This is a genomic window from Pseudomonas sp. GXM4, from assembly GCF_008923895.1.
Classification (GTDB): Bacteria; Pseudomonadota; Gammaproteobacteria; order Pseudomonadales; family Pseudomonadaceae; genus Aquipseudomonas; species Aquipseudomonas atacamensis.
Genome location: NZ_WBRZ01000034.1, coordinates 13,461 through 29,811, shown reverse-complemented (window position 1 = coordinate 29,811; position 16,351 = coordinate 13,461). Strand labels below are relative to the sequence as shown.

At 50.5% G+C, this 16,351-nt stretch carries 14 protein-coding genes and 3 pseudogenes; 8 read left to right on the top strand and 9 right to left on the bottom strand.

What is annotated here, in order from left to right; all coding sequences use genetic code 11:
- The 4 genes from F8N49_RS07650 to F8N49_RS07630 form a co-directional block, all read left to right on the top strand.
- Window positions 1-1,500: tyrosine-type recombinase/integrase (locus tag F8N49_RS07650; RefSeq protein WP_151551089.1), on the top strand; the 1,500-nt coding region annotated here is incomplete at its 5' end.
- A 211-nt stretch (window positions 1,501-1,711) separates the two neighbouring features.
- Window positions 1,712-2,104: a hypothetical protein gene (locus tag F8N49_RS07645; protein ID WP_151551088.1), complete on the top strand. Its 393-nt coding sequence runs from the start codon at window positions 1,712-1,714 to the stop codon at window positions 2,102-2,104.
- Window positions 2,105-2,315: 211 nt separating this feature from the next.
- Window positions 2,316-3,005 (top strand): hypothetical protein, encoded by a 690-nt coding sequence (locus tag F8N49_RS07640; RefSeq protein WP_151551087.1) that lies wholly within the window; start codon window positions 2,316-2,318, stop codon window positions 3,003-3,005.
- A gap of 308 nt (window positions 3,006-3,313) precedes the next feature.
- The gene (locus tag F8N49_RS07630; protein WP_082228580.1) at window positions 3,314-3,679 is read left to right on the top strand and encodes an MbcA/ParS/Xre antitoxin family protein; all 366 of its coding nucleotides are present in this window, start codon (window positions 3,314-3,316) and stop codon (window positions 3,677-3,679) included.
- 43 nt (window positions 3,680-3,722) lie between these two features.
- Here F8N49_RS07630 and F8N49_RS07625 read toward each other — a convergent pair whose 3' ends face one another.
- Window positions 3,723-4,025, bottom strand: coding sequence for a nucleotidyltransferase family protein (locus F8N49_RS07625; protein WP_151551086.1), 303 nt, complete (start codon window positions 4,023-4,025; stop codon window positions 3,723-3,725).
- 732 nt (window positions 4,026-4,757) lie between these two features.
- The gene (locus F8N49_RS28460; protein WP_306106529.1) at window positions 4,758-5,039 is read right to left on the bottom strand and encodes a hypothetical protein; all 282 of its coding nucleotides are present in this window, start codon (window positions 5,037-5,039) and stop codon (window positions 4,758-4,760) included.
- Between the two features lie 953 nt (window positions 5,040-5,992).
- Between F8N49_RS28460 and F8N49_RS07605 the strand changes: the two genes are divergently transcribed.
- On the top strand, window positions 5,993-7,624 hold the full coding sequence (locus F8N49_RS07605) for a bifunctional diguanylate cyclase/phosphodiesterase (protein WP_151551085.1): 1,632 nt from the start codon (window positions 5,993-5,995) through the stop codon (window positions 7,622-7,624).
- A 343-nt stretch (window positions 7,625-7,967) separates the two neighbouring features.
- Here F8N49_RS07605 and F8N49_RS28560 read toward each other — a convergent pair.
- The 4 genes and pseudogenes from F8N49_RS28560 to F8N49_RS07580 form a co-directional block, all read right to left on the bottom strand.
- Window positions 7,968-8,405, bottom strand: a pseudogene (locus F8N49_RS28560) (methyl-accepting chemotaxis protein); the annotation flags it as partial.
- A 105-nt stretch (window positions 8,406-8,510) separates the two neighbouring features.
- A pseudogene (locus F8N49_RS28555) lies at window positions 8,511-9,278 on the bottom strand (PAS domain-containing protein); the annotation flags it as partial.
- Window positions 9,279-9,834: 556 nt separating this feature from the next.
- Window positions 9,835-10,221, bottom strand: coding sequence for a hypothetical protein (locus tag F8N49_RS07595; RefSeq protein WP_095181551.1), 387 nt, complete (start codon window positions 10,219-10,221; stop codon window positions 9,835-9,837).
- A gap of 1,019 nt (window positions 10,222-11,240) precedes the next feature.
- The gene (locus F8N49_RS07580; RefSeq protein ID WP_024013800.1) at window positions 11,241-11,786 is read right to left on the bottom strand and encodes a DUF488 family protein; all 546 of its coding nucleotides are present in this window, start codon (window positions 11,784-11,786) and stop codon (window positions 11,241-11,243) included.
- A 155-nt stretch (window positions 11,787-11,941) separates the two neighbouring features.
- Between F8N49_RS07580 and F8N49_RS28240 the strand changes: the two are divergent.
- From F8N49_RS28240 to F8N49_RS07565, 3 genes and pseudogenes are all read left to right on the top strand, one after another.
- Window positions 11,942-12,134: pseudogene (locus F8N49_RS28240) on the top strand (hypothetical protein).
- A 436-nt stretch (window positions 12,135-12,570) separates the two neighbouring features.
- Window positions 12,571-13,047: a hypothetical protein gene (locus tag F8N49_RS07570; RefSeq protein ID WP_024013801.1), complete on the top strand. Its 477-nt coding sequence runs from the start codon at window positions 12,571-12,573 to the stop codon at window positions 13,045-13,047.
- A gap of 147 nt (window positions 13,048-13,194) precedes the next feature.
- Window positions 13,195-13,467, top strand: a complete 273-nt coding sequence (locus F8N49_RS07565) for a hypothetical protein (RefSeq protein WP_151551084.1) — start codon at window positions 13,195-13,197, stop codon at window positions 13,465-13,467.
- Window positions 13,468-13,525: 58 nt separating this feature from the next.
- On the opposite strand, the gene F8N49_RS07560 is transcribed toward F8N49_RS07565, so the two are convergent.
- From F8N49_RS07560 to F8N49_RS07550, 3 genes are all read right to left on the bottom strand, one after another.
- Window positions 13,526-15,037: a sensor domain-containing diguanylate cyclase gene (locus F8N49_RS07560; RefSeq protein ID WP_151551083.1), complete on the bottom strand. Its 1,512-nt coding sequence runs from the start codon at window positions 15,035-15,037 to the stop codon at window positions 13,526-13,528.
- Window positions 15,038-15,342: 305 nt separating this feature from the next.
- Window positions 15,343-15,873, bottom strand: a complete 531-nt coding sequence (locus F8N49_RS07555) for a hypothetical protein (protein ID WP_122746261.1) — start codon at window positions 15,871-15,873, stop codon at window positions 15,343-15,345.
- A 114-nt stretch (window positions 15,874-15,987) separates the two neighbouring features.
- Complete coding sequence (locus F8N49_RS07550) at window positions 15,988-16,212, bottom strand: DUF2188 domain-containing protein (protein WP_024013805.1); 225 nt, start codon at window positions 16,210-16,212, stop codon at window positions 15,988-15,990.
- Window positions 16,213-16,351 lie beyond the last annotated feature (139 nt).

The following is a 16,351-nucleotide window of genomic DNA, read 5'->3' as shown; positions in this document are numbered from 1 at the left end:
ACAGAATCACTAATTAACCTTAGAACACTCCAAACAATGCTCAACAAAATAGTGGAAGATTCTATATATCCAGCATCTCCTCTATCCATCAAACTAATTGAACAACTAATCCGAGAGTCAAATGACGAGTCAGAACAACACCCCGTCATTCCTGGTCGCATTCTGTTTCAGAAAATATCGAACTATAAAGACCTTCTTGCAGAATACAACTCTATTGCAAAAAACATTGAAGAACTCAACCATAAGGTCGCAGCGAACCCCTATTACTGTAGGATGAAGCAAATATCCACTAACCCAGTGCTCCCCAATGTACCCTTTAACGAAGCTATGGAAGAATGCGGCCTTACTAAACTCAGTGAAAAATATAATTTTAACCAGTTATCTAATATCGCAAACTACCTCAACCGGTGCTATTACGCTGCGAAAATGCTTATCCATGTATTCACAGCAATGCGTGAGCGGGAAGCATACCTGTTGAAAGAGTCCTGCATTGAAAGGGTTTCTGCTGACACCTATATAGTTCATGGCTTGACCATCAAGCTAACGAAAGCCCCTCGCCCAGCCAAATGGGTGACATCAGCGGACATCCTCTTCCCGTATGAAACGGCAATGAAGATTACGCAACTCATCAGGAAATTTATTCCAGACAGCATCAACAGCCAGGATTATCTTTTCCTTTCTGTATCCTACTTGCCTACATCCAATCATTACAACAATAAATCTAAATCGAAAAAATTAACTCAGGCCAACTTACCTTCATCCAAATTTGAGAAAACATTCCCTCCAACGCTTATCAGTTCCGAAGACTTCAATGAACTTGTGATGCTGGATCCACTAAGGGAATGGCAATCCCAAGCCGCGTTCCAACCGGGCGAAAATTGGCGATTAACCACTCACCAATTTAGACGTTCAATGGCCGTGTACGCTGCGCAAAGTGGTTTGGTATCACTCCCATCTTTGAAAACCATGCTGCAACACACCTTGCTCCAAATGTCACTGTATTACACCAAAGGGTTTGCGACAGCCAAATACCTTTTCGAGGATCTTAATCCTGAAACTGCCAAATATTTTAAAGAACAAGCGATCCCAGCGGAGGCTAGCTTTTTCTTGAAAGATATCATCATGGAGGAAGAGACGCTTCACGGCGCAGCAGGGACTTTCTATGAGCGCAACGTCAAAAAATCGTTCTTGGGAAGTATTGCTACCAATTTTGCGGAAACGCTGAAAAAAGTAAAGCAAGGGTTGATTTCTTACAAAGAAACCATTCTGGGAGGTTGCCTCAAAGTAGGAGAGTGCTATGAGCGAGCTCATCACAATTATGTCGCCTGCCTCAACTGCACCAATGCCTGCATCAAAGAGAAGAAACTTGATCAATCGATCCTGATTCAAATAAAAGTTATCGAGAGCATTCCAAAAGGAACGTTTTCCTACAACACCGAGCAGACCAAGCTCAGCATGCTACAACTCTTCAAAGACAAAATCTCGCAGGTGATCACATGACATCAGAAGTCATCCAACAGTATGAAGCCGCTCTTTGAAGACTGATCAGCCAACAGCCTGCTCTATCAGACGTGAAAATTAGCCGCGATGGTGTGGCTAAAGCAGCATGGCATATACAGAGCTCGTCTAAAAGTAAAGATAGCTGCCCCAAAGAATACGCTTAAAAGAATCAAGTACAGTGCCATTAGATACTTAAGGATGATATAAACTCATGATCTCCGATTTAATTCTCCAATATGAAACAGCGCTTCAACGCCTGGTTGAAAACAAGCCAAACATCTTACCGCCCGGCAGCAACATCAACCTTAACAACGTGGCCTTGGAAGCTGGTCGCGGTAAAGGCTCGATTAGAAAAGATCGAGAGTGCTTTGATCAGCTTCGCGAGAAGACCGAGGCTGCCGCAGCCAAACAAAAAAAGGAAAATAGTGTCAAACCCAACAGTGGCGCTGAAAAGCTGTTCAAAGATCTCTATCACGATAGCTTGGCCAGGGAGTTGATGCTTATCTCCCAGATCGATGACTTGGAGAAAGACCTTTCGGCACTGAGCAAGGTGACCAATATTGCCACGCAAAAAGAAAAGAAAAGAAAGGCTGCAGAGTATTGAGCGTTCTGGAACCAAGGCCAGTCAAATCGAGATTTTGTTCGTCAAGTGGAATGCTGCAGTCACGCCTTCGCGCTCCGCTTGCCTCGTTGACGACGCACTACCAGAGCGAAAGCGGAAAGTAATCAACCAGACCGTGTTGAAACGACATGGAATGGGTTTGCCTAGAGAACAGCCCCAAATGGGGCACCATCATTGACGAGAGTTACGAATAATGAACAACGACTACGCAGAACAAGCTAAAGGTCTTCTTTCTGAGATTGGCGTCCATCAGCCTTCAGCAGGTGTCTGGGCATTCTCGGATGCTCACACTGCCGACCAAGCCTACATCCATCACTCGCGAGAACCAGTAGCCCTGGCTGCCTACGCGGCAGTTAACCCCACTTTTGCTGCTGGCCGTTTCCCTGGCTGGGCGTTGGTCGACATGGTAGACAAAGTGCCCTGCATGGATGGTATTGAGCACACGGCGTTGGCGATGGTTTGCGGTGCATCCATTCCTACGTTTCCCAGTGCATCAGAACGTGGAAATATTTTTGGGCAAGCAGTGTGGGGCATCGTGGAGGCTTACTCGCTTGAGGGTTGCTTTGAGCGTGTCGAGCGGGCTTGGGGCAGTCCAGGCTGGCATTACAACTTACGGCCTCGAGGTTTCAACTGGTCAGGCGATCAAGAGCTCAACTCAGAATCCATGAAGGATATGCGGAAGAGTTATCGCGCCATGTCGCCCCTGCAACAAATCATGGTTTTAACGATCATGCACTTGTACTGCCAGGGCAAAGATAAGACATATTTGACTGGGGGGTGTCCAACCAAAATTACTGCTGCCGAGGCAATGAACATCCTTCGCAGCGATGGGGTGGCGCTCTCGGACTGGGGACACATGGTTACTCATTATGCGGGCTGGTGACAGGCCATGGTCTTGGGCGTGCCCTCGTCGGGGACGGCTGTCGTAAACCAAGCCCACGCGCTGCGCTGGTCTTGGCCCTGGCGGGCTTCCATCCTCACGCCTGCGCGCTCCGCTTGCCTTCGCCCCTCGCCCTCTGAGGTCTGTAACGTAATTTTGTGCGCTGTAACGTAAGCAGAGTTACAAAGCACAAAACTACGTTACAGACCATTTATTGCTGGCCGCTGGAACCGTTCACCGGTCAGATGCGGCCATACTGCTTAATAAAGATGGATAGTTAAAATCGGCCATCACAGATCATATGGTGGAGCATGAAATCAGTCACATCGATCGCAGAAAACGCTGTGCTTAGCAAAGCTTTTATCCGAGCCGGAGAAGGCTTAGGTCTTGATGACACCGATCTGTCAGCTATCTTGGGCGAGCAGGTTTCCACTGTGCTGCGTCTACGTAACGGACGTGAGCAACTCAAACCTAGCACCGAATCGTGGAGCCGGGCCGTGCTCATGGTTGAGTTGTATCAATCACTGCTCGCCGTTGCAGGAAACGAGCAAAATGCAAAGGTGTGGCTAAGCAGCTTGAATCGAGGTCTGGGTTGTCGACCACGTGATCTCATCGCGCGCAAAACGGGACTCGAACAAGTCGTCGAGTACCTAGCTGCTACTCGCTCAACCGTTTAACTCGTCCGGTTAAGTCAGTAAAATGGCCAATTAGGAACCCCTACTACAGCTTGATCACCTCAAGCTCAATCGACGCCCTGTAGATTTCTGGCATGTTGTTTTCGACATTAAAATCAACAACCACGCCGAGCATCTGCTCGAGCTCATCCTGCATGTCGGCGATGTCGAACAGCGAAATCAGACCGACCATTCCCTCTGGGATGGTCGCTAGCAGGTCGAGATCACTTCCCTCCCGATCCTCTGCGCGCGCTGTCGATCCAAAAATCCCGGGCGCCACAAATCCGTAGGACTCTATGATCTTTCTGATCTCAACTGCCCTACCTTTGATGGCATCAGAAGGCTTCATTTGAGGGGCTCTCGTGTAGTGATGCAGCCGACATAGACCACGCTGTTAGAGTGACATTTAGCTTGTCAGCGGTGGCACCTTCGTCACTCACACACGAGGAGCACACGGGCTCAACTGATGAGGCCACATGACAGGCTGGACGAAAAAGCCACGACATTTTCCGCCCCTTCGCTGAAGATGCGTTCCATAGTTCATGGGCAGTGGAGCGCGGTATGAAAATGTTCGAGCGATGCATGGCTCTTTTCTTGAAAGACAAAAGACCAAGCTCAGAGCAAGCGAGAGATCGTGCGTTCATAGCGGCCCTCAACAATCTGAAATCTCTGCGCGTGACACCAAACGGCGGTATGTCGATCGATCCCGATGAGATACGAGAGCAAGTGATAGCGAGTCGACTGTCACTCAAGCGATTCGTGCGATGACCGTACGGTTCATTTAGTGTCCTCGCAGCCGAGCCAAGGCTGGAAGGTGCGATAGCAGGACAGCCCTAGCATCATGCTCAGCGTCCTTCCTATCTTCTATGCTCACGGCGACTGTCGGCGTGCTACCAAGCGTTGGTAAATATGGGGCGAGGAGCCGGGCATCGAGCAAGGCATGATGTGGAAGTTCGGGAAGCGCAATATCACCTATGTCGTCGGCTTCAAAATGCCTGAACAAGTGGAGGAGATTGGTAGGCCTGTTCTCCAAATGACTCGGCCACTTGTGATCCGCATACGCAAGCTGGCAGAAAAACTCCTAGTCCCACTCTGGCGCGTCCGAGCAGACATCCAGTTGGCCGTCTAAACCGCCCAGGAAAACCCTCAGCGCAGCTTTGGCATCCACGAGTGACCTTCCATAGCGGAGCTGATCCAATTGCGGCAAGACATGCTGGATTACGAAGTCACTGCAGTCTTCGATCTTGTAGGCATCGGTCAGTTCTACATAAAACTCGTCTCTGGCTTCTGAGACCAATGCTAACGAGATCAGCTTTATATTCTGGTTGAGCTGAGTGAATTCACAGTCCAAAGATAGCTTCATCTTCTCCTCCCTGTGAGTACGTGGTTGATGCATGCCGGTGTACCTTTGGCAAAACGACCAAAGCCGACTGGTTTCTTTTATGACTTTAATCTATTGCCCTGACGAACCTACGCCTGCGCTCACAGCAAGAGAGGTTTGCCAGGTACTGCGCGATGCGATCTTTGGGCGACGTACGATGATCAGAGCATGTGCTCAGACTTGGGACGAGCTCTATGCCGGGATGTTCATGATCGACGTCGAGGGATGGAGCATGACGATCTTCAACGACTGTGAGGAGCTCGATTATCGCGGAGGATGCGTGAGCCCAGATGGGAGGAGATGGTCGTTCGATTCAGGTGATAGATTCGGAACGGATCCCATTGCCATGTTATCGACATGGGAGCATCAAAATCTTTACCGAACGGTGAAGGCCCTCTAAGTCGGGCAGCATGTTATTGGGCGTGCCCACCCGGGCGGCTGTCGTGCACCGAGCCACGTCGTGTCTCGGCCCTGCCGGGCGTCCATCCTTCACGCCTGCGCGCTCCGCTTGCTCCAAGGCTTGGCGCCTCTGACCCGTGCCTTAGCCATGCCTGTACCTCGTATAGCCCTGCCCTCGAAGCTTAACGAAACAAATAGGCCTTAGCCTTAGATGATCTCCAGGGCATTGCAGCATTACGAGTGCAGTTTCGGCGCTCGAGGTTACTTATCCAACTTTCCATCCTGCCAGCCATCGTGGATGCCCCGTCTATGTGCGATCAAGCTCTCCACAGCCTCGCAGACCGACAATCCTTCGTGCTTAACCGCACCTTTTTTCCTCTTTACGTTTCTACATCGATCCTTTATCGCTGCTGACGCAGGGCGAAAAGAGTGTTGCGGCAATCTAAGCTTTCGCGACAACTGGGCTTTAGCACTGCGCATGACGACCGATAACGTAAGCATGGCCGCATTGCCAGCGGCCCTACGAGCGCATCTACATGTCATTCATTAGTAACCCGAAGCCAGTGCGAAGCGATCTTTACGCCTTGCTTGGTTTTTACCTGTTTTCCATTTTCTTGCTTGCCATTGCTTGGGAGTTCGAGCTTGAGCCCCTGGCCATGCAGCTTTTGGGCTTGCCCTACGACGGCCACTTTGAAACATCTGAACGTTGGCGTTTCGTCCTGACCTCGACCGGTTTTGGCATACTGGCGATGATTGTTCCTCTCATCTTGTTGAAGCGCTGGAAAAACCGTCTCCATCATAGCTACAACAACCTAGTTGAGGCTCAAGCGCATAGCGACTCGCTGGCTCGCCACGATCCGCTGTCTGGTCTGCTTAACCGCCGGTTTTTTCATGAGCAGTTAGCTTCGCGTCTAGTGCAGCCGAATTCAAACACCGCCGTATTCTTGATTGACCTCGACAACTTTAAAACTATCAACGACACACGCGGCCACGCCGCTGGCGATGCTGCCATCTGCGCCGTCGCCGATACGCTACGGGGAGTGACTAGCGGCTGGCATGCGGCAGTTGCGAGACTCGGAGGGGATGAGTTCGCTATCGCGGTCACAGGCGATTTCAGCCGTCTTGAGCTAGCAACATTGGCGGAGAATGTTTTAACTCAAATTGCCACTTCGCTTTCAGGTTTGCCAACGCTAGCTTTCACCGCAACCGTGGGTATCGCCGTCTCACCCACAGATGGTGATAGTGCCGAAACCTTGCTTCAACGCGCTGACAGCGCAATGTACCGAGGTAAAAACAACGGTCGCGCAGTATTTTATTTTTATGAAGCCAGCTTTGAACAAGAGCAGCGTGAACAAGCGCATTTCGAGCAGGAGCTACGGCAGGCAATTGAAGAGCTGCAAATCCTTCCTTACTATCAACCCATCGTTAGCCTACCTGATCAGAGACTGGTAGGGTTCGAGTTACTAGCTCGATGGATACACCCCGAGCGCGGCATGATCATGCCCCAGGATTTTATACCGCTGACTGAACAGTTAGGTCTGATCAAGCAACTCACTGAAGGCCTGTTGCTACAAGCTTTCGTCGAAGCGCAAAAGTGGCCCCGCACCCTGACCCTAGCGGTAAACGTTACTTCATTGATGCTCGAGAGCAGCGACTTTCCGGAATGGCTGGAGCGTTTGGCGCGTAGGGGCAACTTCCCGCTGAGTCATTTAGAGGTAGAGGTGACTGAAAACGCCCTCGTAGCCAATACGAGCAATGCGCGCCTCAACCTAGATCGGCTGCGTGGAATCGGAGTCACCGTAGCTCTGGACGACTTTGGTACGGGTTATTCGGGGCTGTATCACCTGACGCAGTTAGCTGTCGATAAGATCAAGATTGATCGATCATTTTTTACCGAATCCCTTTGTAACGAGAGCGAAATGGCCAAGGCCATTTTAGCTTTAGGCAAAAGCCTGAGCATGCAAATTACTGCGGAAGGAGTAGAGCATGAGCATTTGGCGGATTGGCTGGCCCAGCATGAATGCGATTTCGCGCAAGGTTACTTATTTGGGAAGCCCCTACCTGCCAAACAGATAAAAGAGCTAATAGAGAATAATGAAACTTCCGGGCCCCTTAGAGCATCTGCTTGGCATTCTGCTAGCAGCGTCTCGGGGTACGACCGGGGCTGACGGTGGAATGAGCGCTGACAGAAATTCTTGAAGCGCATCTGAATGCTACAGAGTTAAGCGCGGACAGTTCAGATACTTTGCAACCTCCTTTGGACTGTCCCCGGAGCTGTAAACCAGCTCCGTATTCGGAGACCCGGATATTTGTTTTTGCCGCTTGGAACATGACCCTCCACGATTTTCCGCCATCTACCTTCGTAAATCAGAATCTGCAAGATGCCCAAGACGGACTTGATAACCTACACCTCGGCATTCAATTCCGAACTACTCTGAATCAATTCCATCGATGTGCTCGGCAACCAAAGCCGCCGAGCGCAACCAAATGATGAAGGGGGGTGAACCTCCTTCATTTTAACCGATTTGCAAATCGCCCTACTGCGCTTACGACTTGCTTTGCACCCTCTTGAATTTTCACGATGACCGAGCCAGCTTGGTTGGCCAGAACTAAGCCTTGCTCGGCTTGGTGCTTACTGCTTGCCATGTCCTGCACGGCTTTATTTACCAAGTCTTGATTCTTGCCCACCACACTGACAATTTCCTCCGTAGCAGCACTGGTACGTCCTGCCAACTGGCGCACTTCATCCGCTACCACCGCAAATCCCCGCCCTTGCTCTCCAGCCCGAGCAGCTTCAATGGCGGCATTGAGTGCCAACAGATTTGTCTGTTGAGCGATACTACTGATGGTCTGCACCATCGAGCTAATAAGGTGAGATTGCTTGCCCAAGTCCTCGATACTCAAAGATGCAGACTGCATGACAAGGGATATGCGCTGCATTGTGTCGACAGTTTCCTGAACAACCTGCGCACCCTCCTGAGCGGTAGAGTCGGTCTTTTGGGAAATCTCGTAGGCTATGCTTGCCGCTTCGTTAACCTCAGACTCCCGATCAACTTGATCAGTTACAACAGTAGCAAACTTAATAAATTTGTAGAGTTTATTCTGCGCGTCGTAGACAGGATTGTAGGTGGCTTCTAGCCAAATTGTGCGCCCGTAACTATCAACGCGCTTAAAACGCCCTGCTACGAACTCGCCGTCGTTAAGGGCTTTCCAAAAAGCGGAATAGGCTGGTGATGAGGCCTCATCATGTTCGCAGAACATGCGATGGTGTTTGCCTTTGATTTGGTCGAGATTATAACCCATCGCTGTTAGGAATGGGGCATTCGCATTGAGTACAGTGCCGTTCAAATCAAACTCAATTACTGCTGTGGATCGCGAAAGCGCCTTTATAAAAGCTTCATTCTCTCGAGCGAGATTCATTGACTCTGTGACGTCTCTGCCAAAAAATCTAATGTGCAGCAGTTTTCCAGTTTCATCCTTCATAGGCTGCCATATCCCCCATAACCAGGCCAAACTACCACCAGCACTCAGATAGCGGTAGTTATCGCTTACTGAGCTGCCTATTTTCACAGCATCACGTAAGTTTCGGTAACATGGAAGGTTGACCACGTAGTTCGGAACGATCTCACTAAGAGGCCGCCCTATAAGGCTAGTGCTATACCCAAGACAGCTAAGAAATTTCGAATTGGCATCTACTATGTTAAAGTCTTCATCGACGGTTAGCGCTAATGTCTCTTCAGTGAGACCCTTCAGCAATTGCTGGCTCAGCGCTAGCTCGTTTTTTGCTTTTTGCAACTCTTGCTTGATATTTTTGTTGAACATGCCTGCCACCGAAGGATTCACCGAGCGTTGCCAAGCTATCGGCAACTAAAGCACAAGCTTGACCGACATTCGATAAACGGGCAAAAATCTAAGATGACCAGCTGACTTTGTCCCTTAGGTTGCAGTGCGAAGCGCCTGAAATGACAGCATTAAGAAGGACACCTATTTTCCTTAGAAAGAGATAGGTAAACGGTTGTAATGATGATAGAGGCAACGATATGCGTGGGAAGCTTATGGGCCAGGAGGGTGGCACCGCTGGGGCCAAAGGCAAACCGGCGATGGTTCATGAGTCTTGAGTCAGGACACAGCGCTTGGGTAGTGGCTGAGAGCTTCGGGAGCATGATCAAGCTTGACTAGGTGGAGCACATACCTCAGCCTGCGCGAGAAACTCGGTTCGCACTTGGTAATAGTCTTCAATTATTCCAAGAGCACTATCCACACAGCGTGTTGAGTGTCGATCACTTCAGGAGCTCAGGTGCTTAGCGGCAGCATTAGCTTAACACGGCGTGATGTCCGGGTTGGTTGTGGCAAGTCCATTATGAATTGTTTAAAAACCTCACTTACTCGTAGTAGTCTTTTGAACAAGAGCTTTAAGCTCCCTCAGCACTTCTTCTAAAAGCGGAAGAATTTCCTCTGGTGACTGAGCGATCCCGCCAGTGTCGTTAAATCGTATCCTGAGCATTCGTCCGGGCTGCCCTTTCAGCCAACCCACAACTCCATGCCATACAGCAGGGATTCCAGCTTGATAGAGAGGGATAAAAAATTCTATGTAATACCGGCCTAAATCATACTGCCAATTTTTTTTCCAGTCGCTTGCGCCCGCATCGTTGAGACTAAAGGGGTGCAGTAAAGCCCTCAACTCTGCCTGAAACACTGCGTCTGCAATGGGCAAGTCTGTGGCAGCACAGGTCATCCTCAGGTGGAATCCACTTAACTGGCTCATGAAAACAGTCCTTTGCATGATTTGATGTCCAGACCATTGTGGTGGTTTAACCATGTACTTGGAACTGTTTAGCGTGCACCGGGCCTCGCGGCGCGAGAGCTCGTCAATGAGGTTCAGTAGCTTCGGGAGGGAAAGGCATGTAGCACCATTGCGACCGCACTGCGCTCAGGTGCCATTCAGGGTAGTGATAACATGAATTACCCAATTGAGCTATCTTGTTCTATGACTTCTCCACGGTTGAGTTAGCCTACTCTAGCTTGTGCCTTGCAGCTCTGTGAGTTTCCAAGTGCCACATCTCAGCTTCCCATTCAGTCGAAAATTTATTCCAGTCTGTGGCGTAGGGCCCACCAGCAACTCTGGTCGACCCGATGCTTGCCTGGTGGAAACGCTCTCTCCAAGGTTGCGGAATAGTCTGCTCCAAAATGATGTCGATTCCGGAGTTATGGTGCATAAACGAGACAGAGTTACGAACCTCAACGAGTTCGAGTGGCTTATCGCTACAGGGGGTGTCGTTTCGCTCTTGGTCATAGAGATCATTGAGGAGGGCAAGGACGTCGGATGCACTGGGATCACCAGGGTGGAAGGTGGCAAGCGCCCACAGAACTCGTCGCTTAAGTCTCTCACGCTCGAGGAGTAAATCGCAGGTCATTTCAACCTCATTTTTTCACAAAGATAGACGGTGGTTATGGCGTGCCGCCTTCGGCGGATGTGTTCGCCATCCGCTTACGTAGCGTTTGCCGGGCAGAGCCTATCAAATAGCTCGCGATCCCGAGCGTCTGCTCATTGAAGAGCGCGCCGCAGCTCTCTCAGCCGCAGGCTATCCGCTGCCAGATGACGATTCGGCTATGTACGCCGAACAACGGTTGCAGGAGGCTAAAGCGGCTATAAGCCTATCGTCACCACACCCTTCTGGTAGAAAACTGTAACGGGTGGGCGAGGGGAGTGACGTTAGTAAGAGGTGTCACCTGACTGGAGAAATCCCTACAAGTATAACGACGGAAAATTCGGCAAAACGGAGGCTATTCTTTCGCTTCGCGTTTTTTCGGATAGGTAAGCTTGCTTCCCACTAGCTCGGCAGAAGGAGTCGGTACCGCCTTCGTGGACTTGCCAATGTCCATAATGTGAAAGACCTCCGCCCCTCGGTTCAGCAGGTAGTCAGCGACTATACGACGATGGCATCGCCACCAGACCGCTTCCGCGCACATGATGGCGCAACGCTTAGTGTCGCTCAGCTTCAACAATTGATGCAAACCGTCTTCAAACTCATCCGAGAAAGCGTAGTCAGCGTAGTTGTGGAAGCTTCTATTTTCCCAAAATGCATTGATGTCATCCGGGACGTTTTTGGATTTTTTTCGCAATCCGCCTAAGCTCTCGATCTGGTAATGCAAGATTTCAGATTTGGCTAATAACTCTGGCAACACATCCAAGTTGTACTGAGGATTCGTCCGGGAGCGAGGCACAGTCCGGATGTCTACCACGGCGTCAACATCGAAGCTCTGGAGCATCTGGACGAAGACATTGATAGGCTTTGTCGAATGACCCACAGTAAAGACTACTTTGTTCATAACCTCCTCCTATGTGCGTCTTGCAGGAATAGTTTCGAAGTAAAGGATCCAAAAAAAGAGATGCTGAGCTACGCCTCGCAACGGTTGCGGCACTACCTCATGCCCAACCCGAACTCGCTGCTACGCTCAGACAATTTCAAGGATAGAGGGAGCTCATGACAAGCGAATATTCGTTATCGAACGTGCTGGAAGGATATCAAATCAGCTCGCCTTGGAGGCTGCACTGATGGAATTAACGCTCCATGTCGAAGCCCAAGGTAGCGGTGAAGTTGGAGATAGGTTCGAAGCGTTTTGTGGGCCATCGGTGAAAATGCCGGGCACATTAAACAGGGTTTAGCGCGGCTTTAAAATGCTACGCGAGCGTAGGCTTTTCCGCTTCCCCCAAGCTCAGTGATCGCTCCTTGTTTTTCGATGCTGCCTGAGAGTGTTGCGTTTTTATCGATTTGATCCCAAATCGGTGCGCATTCATCCATGTTGCCTGGTCGGACGCGATCATGGCTCTAGGACGGGACGGTTAGCATCAACCCTGCCAACCTGACACATGAGCACTGCTCGGCCCACAGACATTGAACATGCCGACAGGAATCCGGGAGACCGAGCAATCCGTCGTGGAAAAAAAGACATAGAGAAATCACCGGCAGCTACGCGATAGATATTGGCGAGCCGCATTGCTAGCGTTCGCCATAGTCATTTCAAAGTAATCGGAGTAGGTTTTGCACTCCGCTCGCCCTGACAACGGGGAAAAAACGATGCTGGGTAAAAGCAATCGGTAGGCTAGAACTCCATGGAAAAGCCCCAGTTCGACGAAAACTTTGCTCGTGTATCTCGCGATAACTATGTCACTGGTAAAGCTGCCCTCAACTTCCCACATTTTGGGAAGACAACTGGGGGATGGCATTTTCTTTCTTATTTCGACCGTGAAACCGGGGTAGCAAAGGTGTCCCTGGCCGGAGTCCATTATCCGGACACGACAGCTTTTTTTGGCAAAACCGGGATCTTTGATGTGACGGATCGGTTCGCTGAGCGCGGTTGGGAGCTGGAGGGCAAACGCCTGTTTATGGCAGACCATTACAGGGCCGCCGGGGACATGATCATCAAATGGACTCTCAGCGATTCTGACTATTGCAACGTTGAAATCTCAGATTGGTTTCCTACACATGCGGAACGGCAGAAGCTTTTCGCGTTGTTGAATTTAGGAAAACAGAGACTATCCGAGCTGGGTCGCCAGCAAAGACTGGAAGTTTGGCTAAGCTCTCAGTAGCCCACCAGCAAGGTCGAACAGACGGGCACCTAAAGCAGTGTTCACAGGTAAGGAACGGAAACGCGCAAGTGTCAGTTTACTGATCATGATGGTTCAAAGTGCACTGGAAGCGATTAACCAGCGGCGCGGGCGACCGCAGCAGGCGGCATGCAAAAAACTGACAAAGTGGAAATTAGCGGTGACTTGGAAGCCTTTTGGCGAACAGCTCCAGCAACGCCGGCCTGGGCGGATTTATCTGACCCGCGCTGCGTAAGCGCTCGTAGTCACCATGACGGGAAGAGTGCAATCCTCAGCGGCACCAGTATTCCTGAATTAAGCTACTGCGAACTGGATGATGGCCACTCCAATCAAGGGAAACGGCGTCTGGAGCAAGTTAAATATGTGTCACTTGGAAAGGGCAGTCTCAAACGACAGCAATAGCAACCGACGAGCTACGTCCCCATATTGGCGAAGCGCACTTTCGGGACGGTGAGACAGTTCAGCTTCCTACTCGATTCCGTCCTTGAGCCTTAGCGCTGTAAAGCAAACGGTCAGCTTTGATCAGAAATTCTTTCTGATTCTCCTCTCCTGTTTTAGCAGTCGAAACTACACCTGAGCTTATGGTGACTATGCCGAATGGGCTCGCTGAATGTTGAATTTTTGCACACAACAAGGAAAGCCTAATGTTCTCTGCAACCACAACCGCACCTGCGAGTTCAGTGTCCGGAAGCAGAACTACAAATTCTTCTCCACCGTAGCGAGCAGCGATATCACCTGGCCTATTGACGTTAGCTGCAATAAGGTTCGCTACGCGCACAAGGCAATCATCACCACTTAAATGGCCGTAATGATCATTATATTGCTTAAACAAATCTATATCCAAAAGGATTACGGATATGCTTGTCTGATTTCTCGTGGCACGCTTCCACTCTTTATCCATAGCCAAGTCAAAATTTCTCCTATTGGCTAGAGAAGTGAGACCATCTGTATGGGCTATCACCTCTAGCTCTTTTCGGATTGCTTTGAGCTCACGCTCTGCAACAAGCAGCTGTTGGATCTGCCGATATAGCAAGTTACCTAAAAACGCCAAAGCCAATATGATGGAGCCTACCAGTGCAACCGATTGGTAAACATATGACCACCAAGGAGCGAATACATGCTCGTACGACACCCCGGCTGCTGCGACGATAGGCAGACCAGCCAAGCGACGATAGGCGTAGATCCGCTCAATGCCATCTACAATGGATTTGATAATTGCAGTACCGCTATCGCTCTGGGGTAAGTAGCGGCTAAAAATCTCACCCTTGGAAAGATTGGTCGTCATCAACGCTGCTACTGTCGGGCGTCGGGCAAGAAATTCTCCATTATCGAGTGCTAGGAAAATTACTCCTGCGTCGTCAACGTCCACGCGTTTGAAAAAGCTTTGGAAATATGAAACCGGAACCGTGGCTAACGCAACTCCTGCAAATGCTCCATCGGCTGTTTCGATACGCCGACTGATAGGGATCACCATCTCGCCAGTCGTTCGACTTTCGACTATGGAGCCGATGTGGATGGACTGATCATCGTGCTCACGGTGATAAACGAAGTATGCTCGGTCGCTGTTGTTTTTGGTGTGTAGGCCTTCCGAAAACGAATTCGCCATCCAGTTGCCGTGAGCATCGAAGATGAAAAGCCCTTGAACACCTTCAATATTATTCACCTGTCGGGCCATCAGCTTCGCCAATCGCTCTTGTTGATCAGGGCCGCTTCCATCGTGCGCTACACGCTCAGCCAGATCTCGCAAAGTATTGTCGGCCTGCAGCATCGTGTCACGGGCCTGCTGTTCAGCGGCAAGTACGATGTTCGAAACAGTTATTTTGGCCGCGTCTACTCGCTCACCGGACGACTGCGCCATCTGCCAAGCAGTAGCAAGGATCAACGAAAAACAGACCAGAAGAATGAAACCTATCAGCGAAAGGGACAACGCTTTAGGTGTCAGCCTTGTGTAGATCGGTAAGGAGAGCGTCATGTGCGCGTCGTCAAATTGGCGGTGGGCTTAACAGAGCAATCTTCATACCGTACATCTAAAGAAAGATCAAAGCATTCGCCGGTTGGTTCTGAGCACCCCGGGACGCAGCGCACATCGCCAGAGCGTAGAAAATTCGATGGCTCCTGCACTTTGTGAAACGCCGGACAAAACCCAAACGGTCTATCCTGATGCTTGCGAAGATCGACCAACTCACCTCCTTTGTCTGGTGAAGATATTTCAGCCAGTTTCGCAGGGCCGCCAATGTGCAATGGTGGCGGGGATGTTCGTTTGGGGTTCTACGCCAATCACTGCCACCCAAGGCTTGTCATTATCTCGCGTCGGCAGGGTGTGTCGATCTGAGCCGGCACTTTTTTGATATAGTCGCGCGCATGCTCACGTACTTCTCCGCATAAGCCTGCAAGATAGGCAATAGCGTCTTCGGCTGCGGGAACTAAACCTTCAATGCCGCCGAACCTTGGTGGCAATCCAGTCCAGATTACCGCGTCCAATTGGCGGGGGATCGCCCATTCAGCAATGACCCCCGCTACGGTCTTCCCAACCACGAAACTACCGATGCCATCCTCCCGATCTTGAGGTACCCCCTCCCGAATTCTAAGGGCCTCGCGTGCCTCATCAAGGTTGTCCAGATCCAGTATCGCCCAAAGCACTGTGCACCCAGGCGCATTCGCGCATATGGCCGTCGTAAGATCGCCGTTGTCACTGATTCGCGCGAACTCGATGGGCAACACGGGGCCATCCATAAACCACTTGCTCGCGAGCGGTAAGGTATCCGGCTTCCAAATCAAAGATCCCCATCCTAGACATGCAATGACCATCATCAGCACCTGTAGTTGAAGCGAAGTCCATTTGGGATGACCGAGACTTCAGGTCGGTTGCTTGCATAGCAGTGCCAGCGAAATGCGCGCCGCAACCATTTTCATGTGCCCGGTTCAGCCTTTTGTTTTTCTAGGATCTGCTGATCGAGGAAATGTACGCTCCTCTTGGATCGTGCCGTCCTCTTTGTGGATTTTGAGAGAAGCTGTCTTGCCCTGAAGAAATTCGCTCGCTATCTCGGTAATTTCTGCTTTGGTGGATGCGGACTTGGAGGCGCGTTGCGCGCCCTCTTTGACGAGCTCCCAGAGTTTTTCCGCTTTTTTGATGTGATAGTTATCCATTGGCTCACCTCTGACATGACGATCAATACCTGTCAGGTTGACCCTAGGAGAACCGAAGAGTTTGAAAGGATTGGCGGCATTCTGGTTGCTTACGGAAATCCTCTTGAGCTTTCTCGGGACGTGGGCCAAACGCCCGAAG

Excerpts from the sequence above, each read along its gene's own strand:
- F8N49_RS07645 (WP_151551088.1), top strand. The coding sequence starts at position 1,712 with ATGATCTCCGATTTAATTCTCCAATATGAAACAGCGCTTCAACGCCTG.
- F8N49_RS07640 (WP_151551087.1), top strand. The coding sequence starts at position 2,316 with ATGAACAACGACTACGCAGAACAAGCTAAAGGTCTTCTTTCTGAGATT.
- F8N49_RS07630 (WP_082228580.1), top strand. The coding sequence starts at position 3,314 with ATGAAATCAGTCACATCGATCGCAGAAAACGCTGTGCTTAGCAAAGCT.
- F8N49_RS07625 (WP_151551086.1), bottom strand. The coding sequence starts at position 4,025 with ATGAAGCCTTCTGATGCCATCAAAGGTAGGGCAGTTGAGATCAGAAAG.
- F8N49_RS28460 (WP_306106529.1), bottom strand. The coding sequence starts at position 5,039 with ATGAAGCTATCTTTGGACTGTGAATTCACTCAGCTCAACCAGAATATA.
- F8N49_RS07605 (WP_151551085.1), top strand. The coding sequence starts at position 5,993 with ATGTCATTCATTAGTAACCCGAAGCCAGTGCGAAGCGATCTTTACGCC.
- F8N49_RS07595 (WP_095181551.1), bottom strand. The coding sequence starts at position 10,221 with ATGAGCCAGTTAAGTGGATTCCACCTGAGGATGACCTGTGCTGCCACA.
- F8N49_RS07580 (WP_024013800.1), bottom strand. The coding sequence starts at position 11,786 with ATGAACAAAGTAGTCTTTACTGTGGGTCATTCGACAAAGCCTATCAAT.
- F8N49_RS07570 (WP_024013801.1), top strand. The coding sequence starts at position 12,571 with ATGGAAAAGCCCCAGTTCGACGAAAACTTTGCTCGTGTATCTCGCGAT.
- F8N49_RS07565 (WP_151551084.1), top strand. The coding sequence starts at position 13,195 with ATGCAAAAAACTGACAAAGTGGAAATTAGCGGTGACTTGGAAGCCTTT.
- F8N49_RS07560 (WP_151551083.1), bottom strand. The coding sequence starts at position 15,037 with ATGACGCTCTCCTTACCGATCTACACAAGGCTGACACCTAAAGCGTTG.
- F8N49_RS07555 (WP_122746261.1), bottom strand. The coding sequence starts at position 15,873 with ATGGTCATTGCATGTCTAGGATGGGGATCTTTGATTTGGAAGCCGGAT.
- F8N49_RS07550 (WP_024013805.1), bottom strand. The coding sequence starts at position 16,212 with ATGGATAACTATCACATCAAAAAAGCGGAAAAACTCTGGGAGCTCGTC.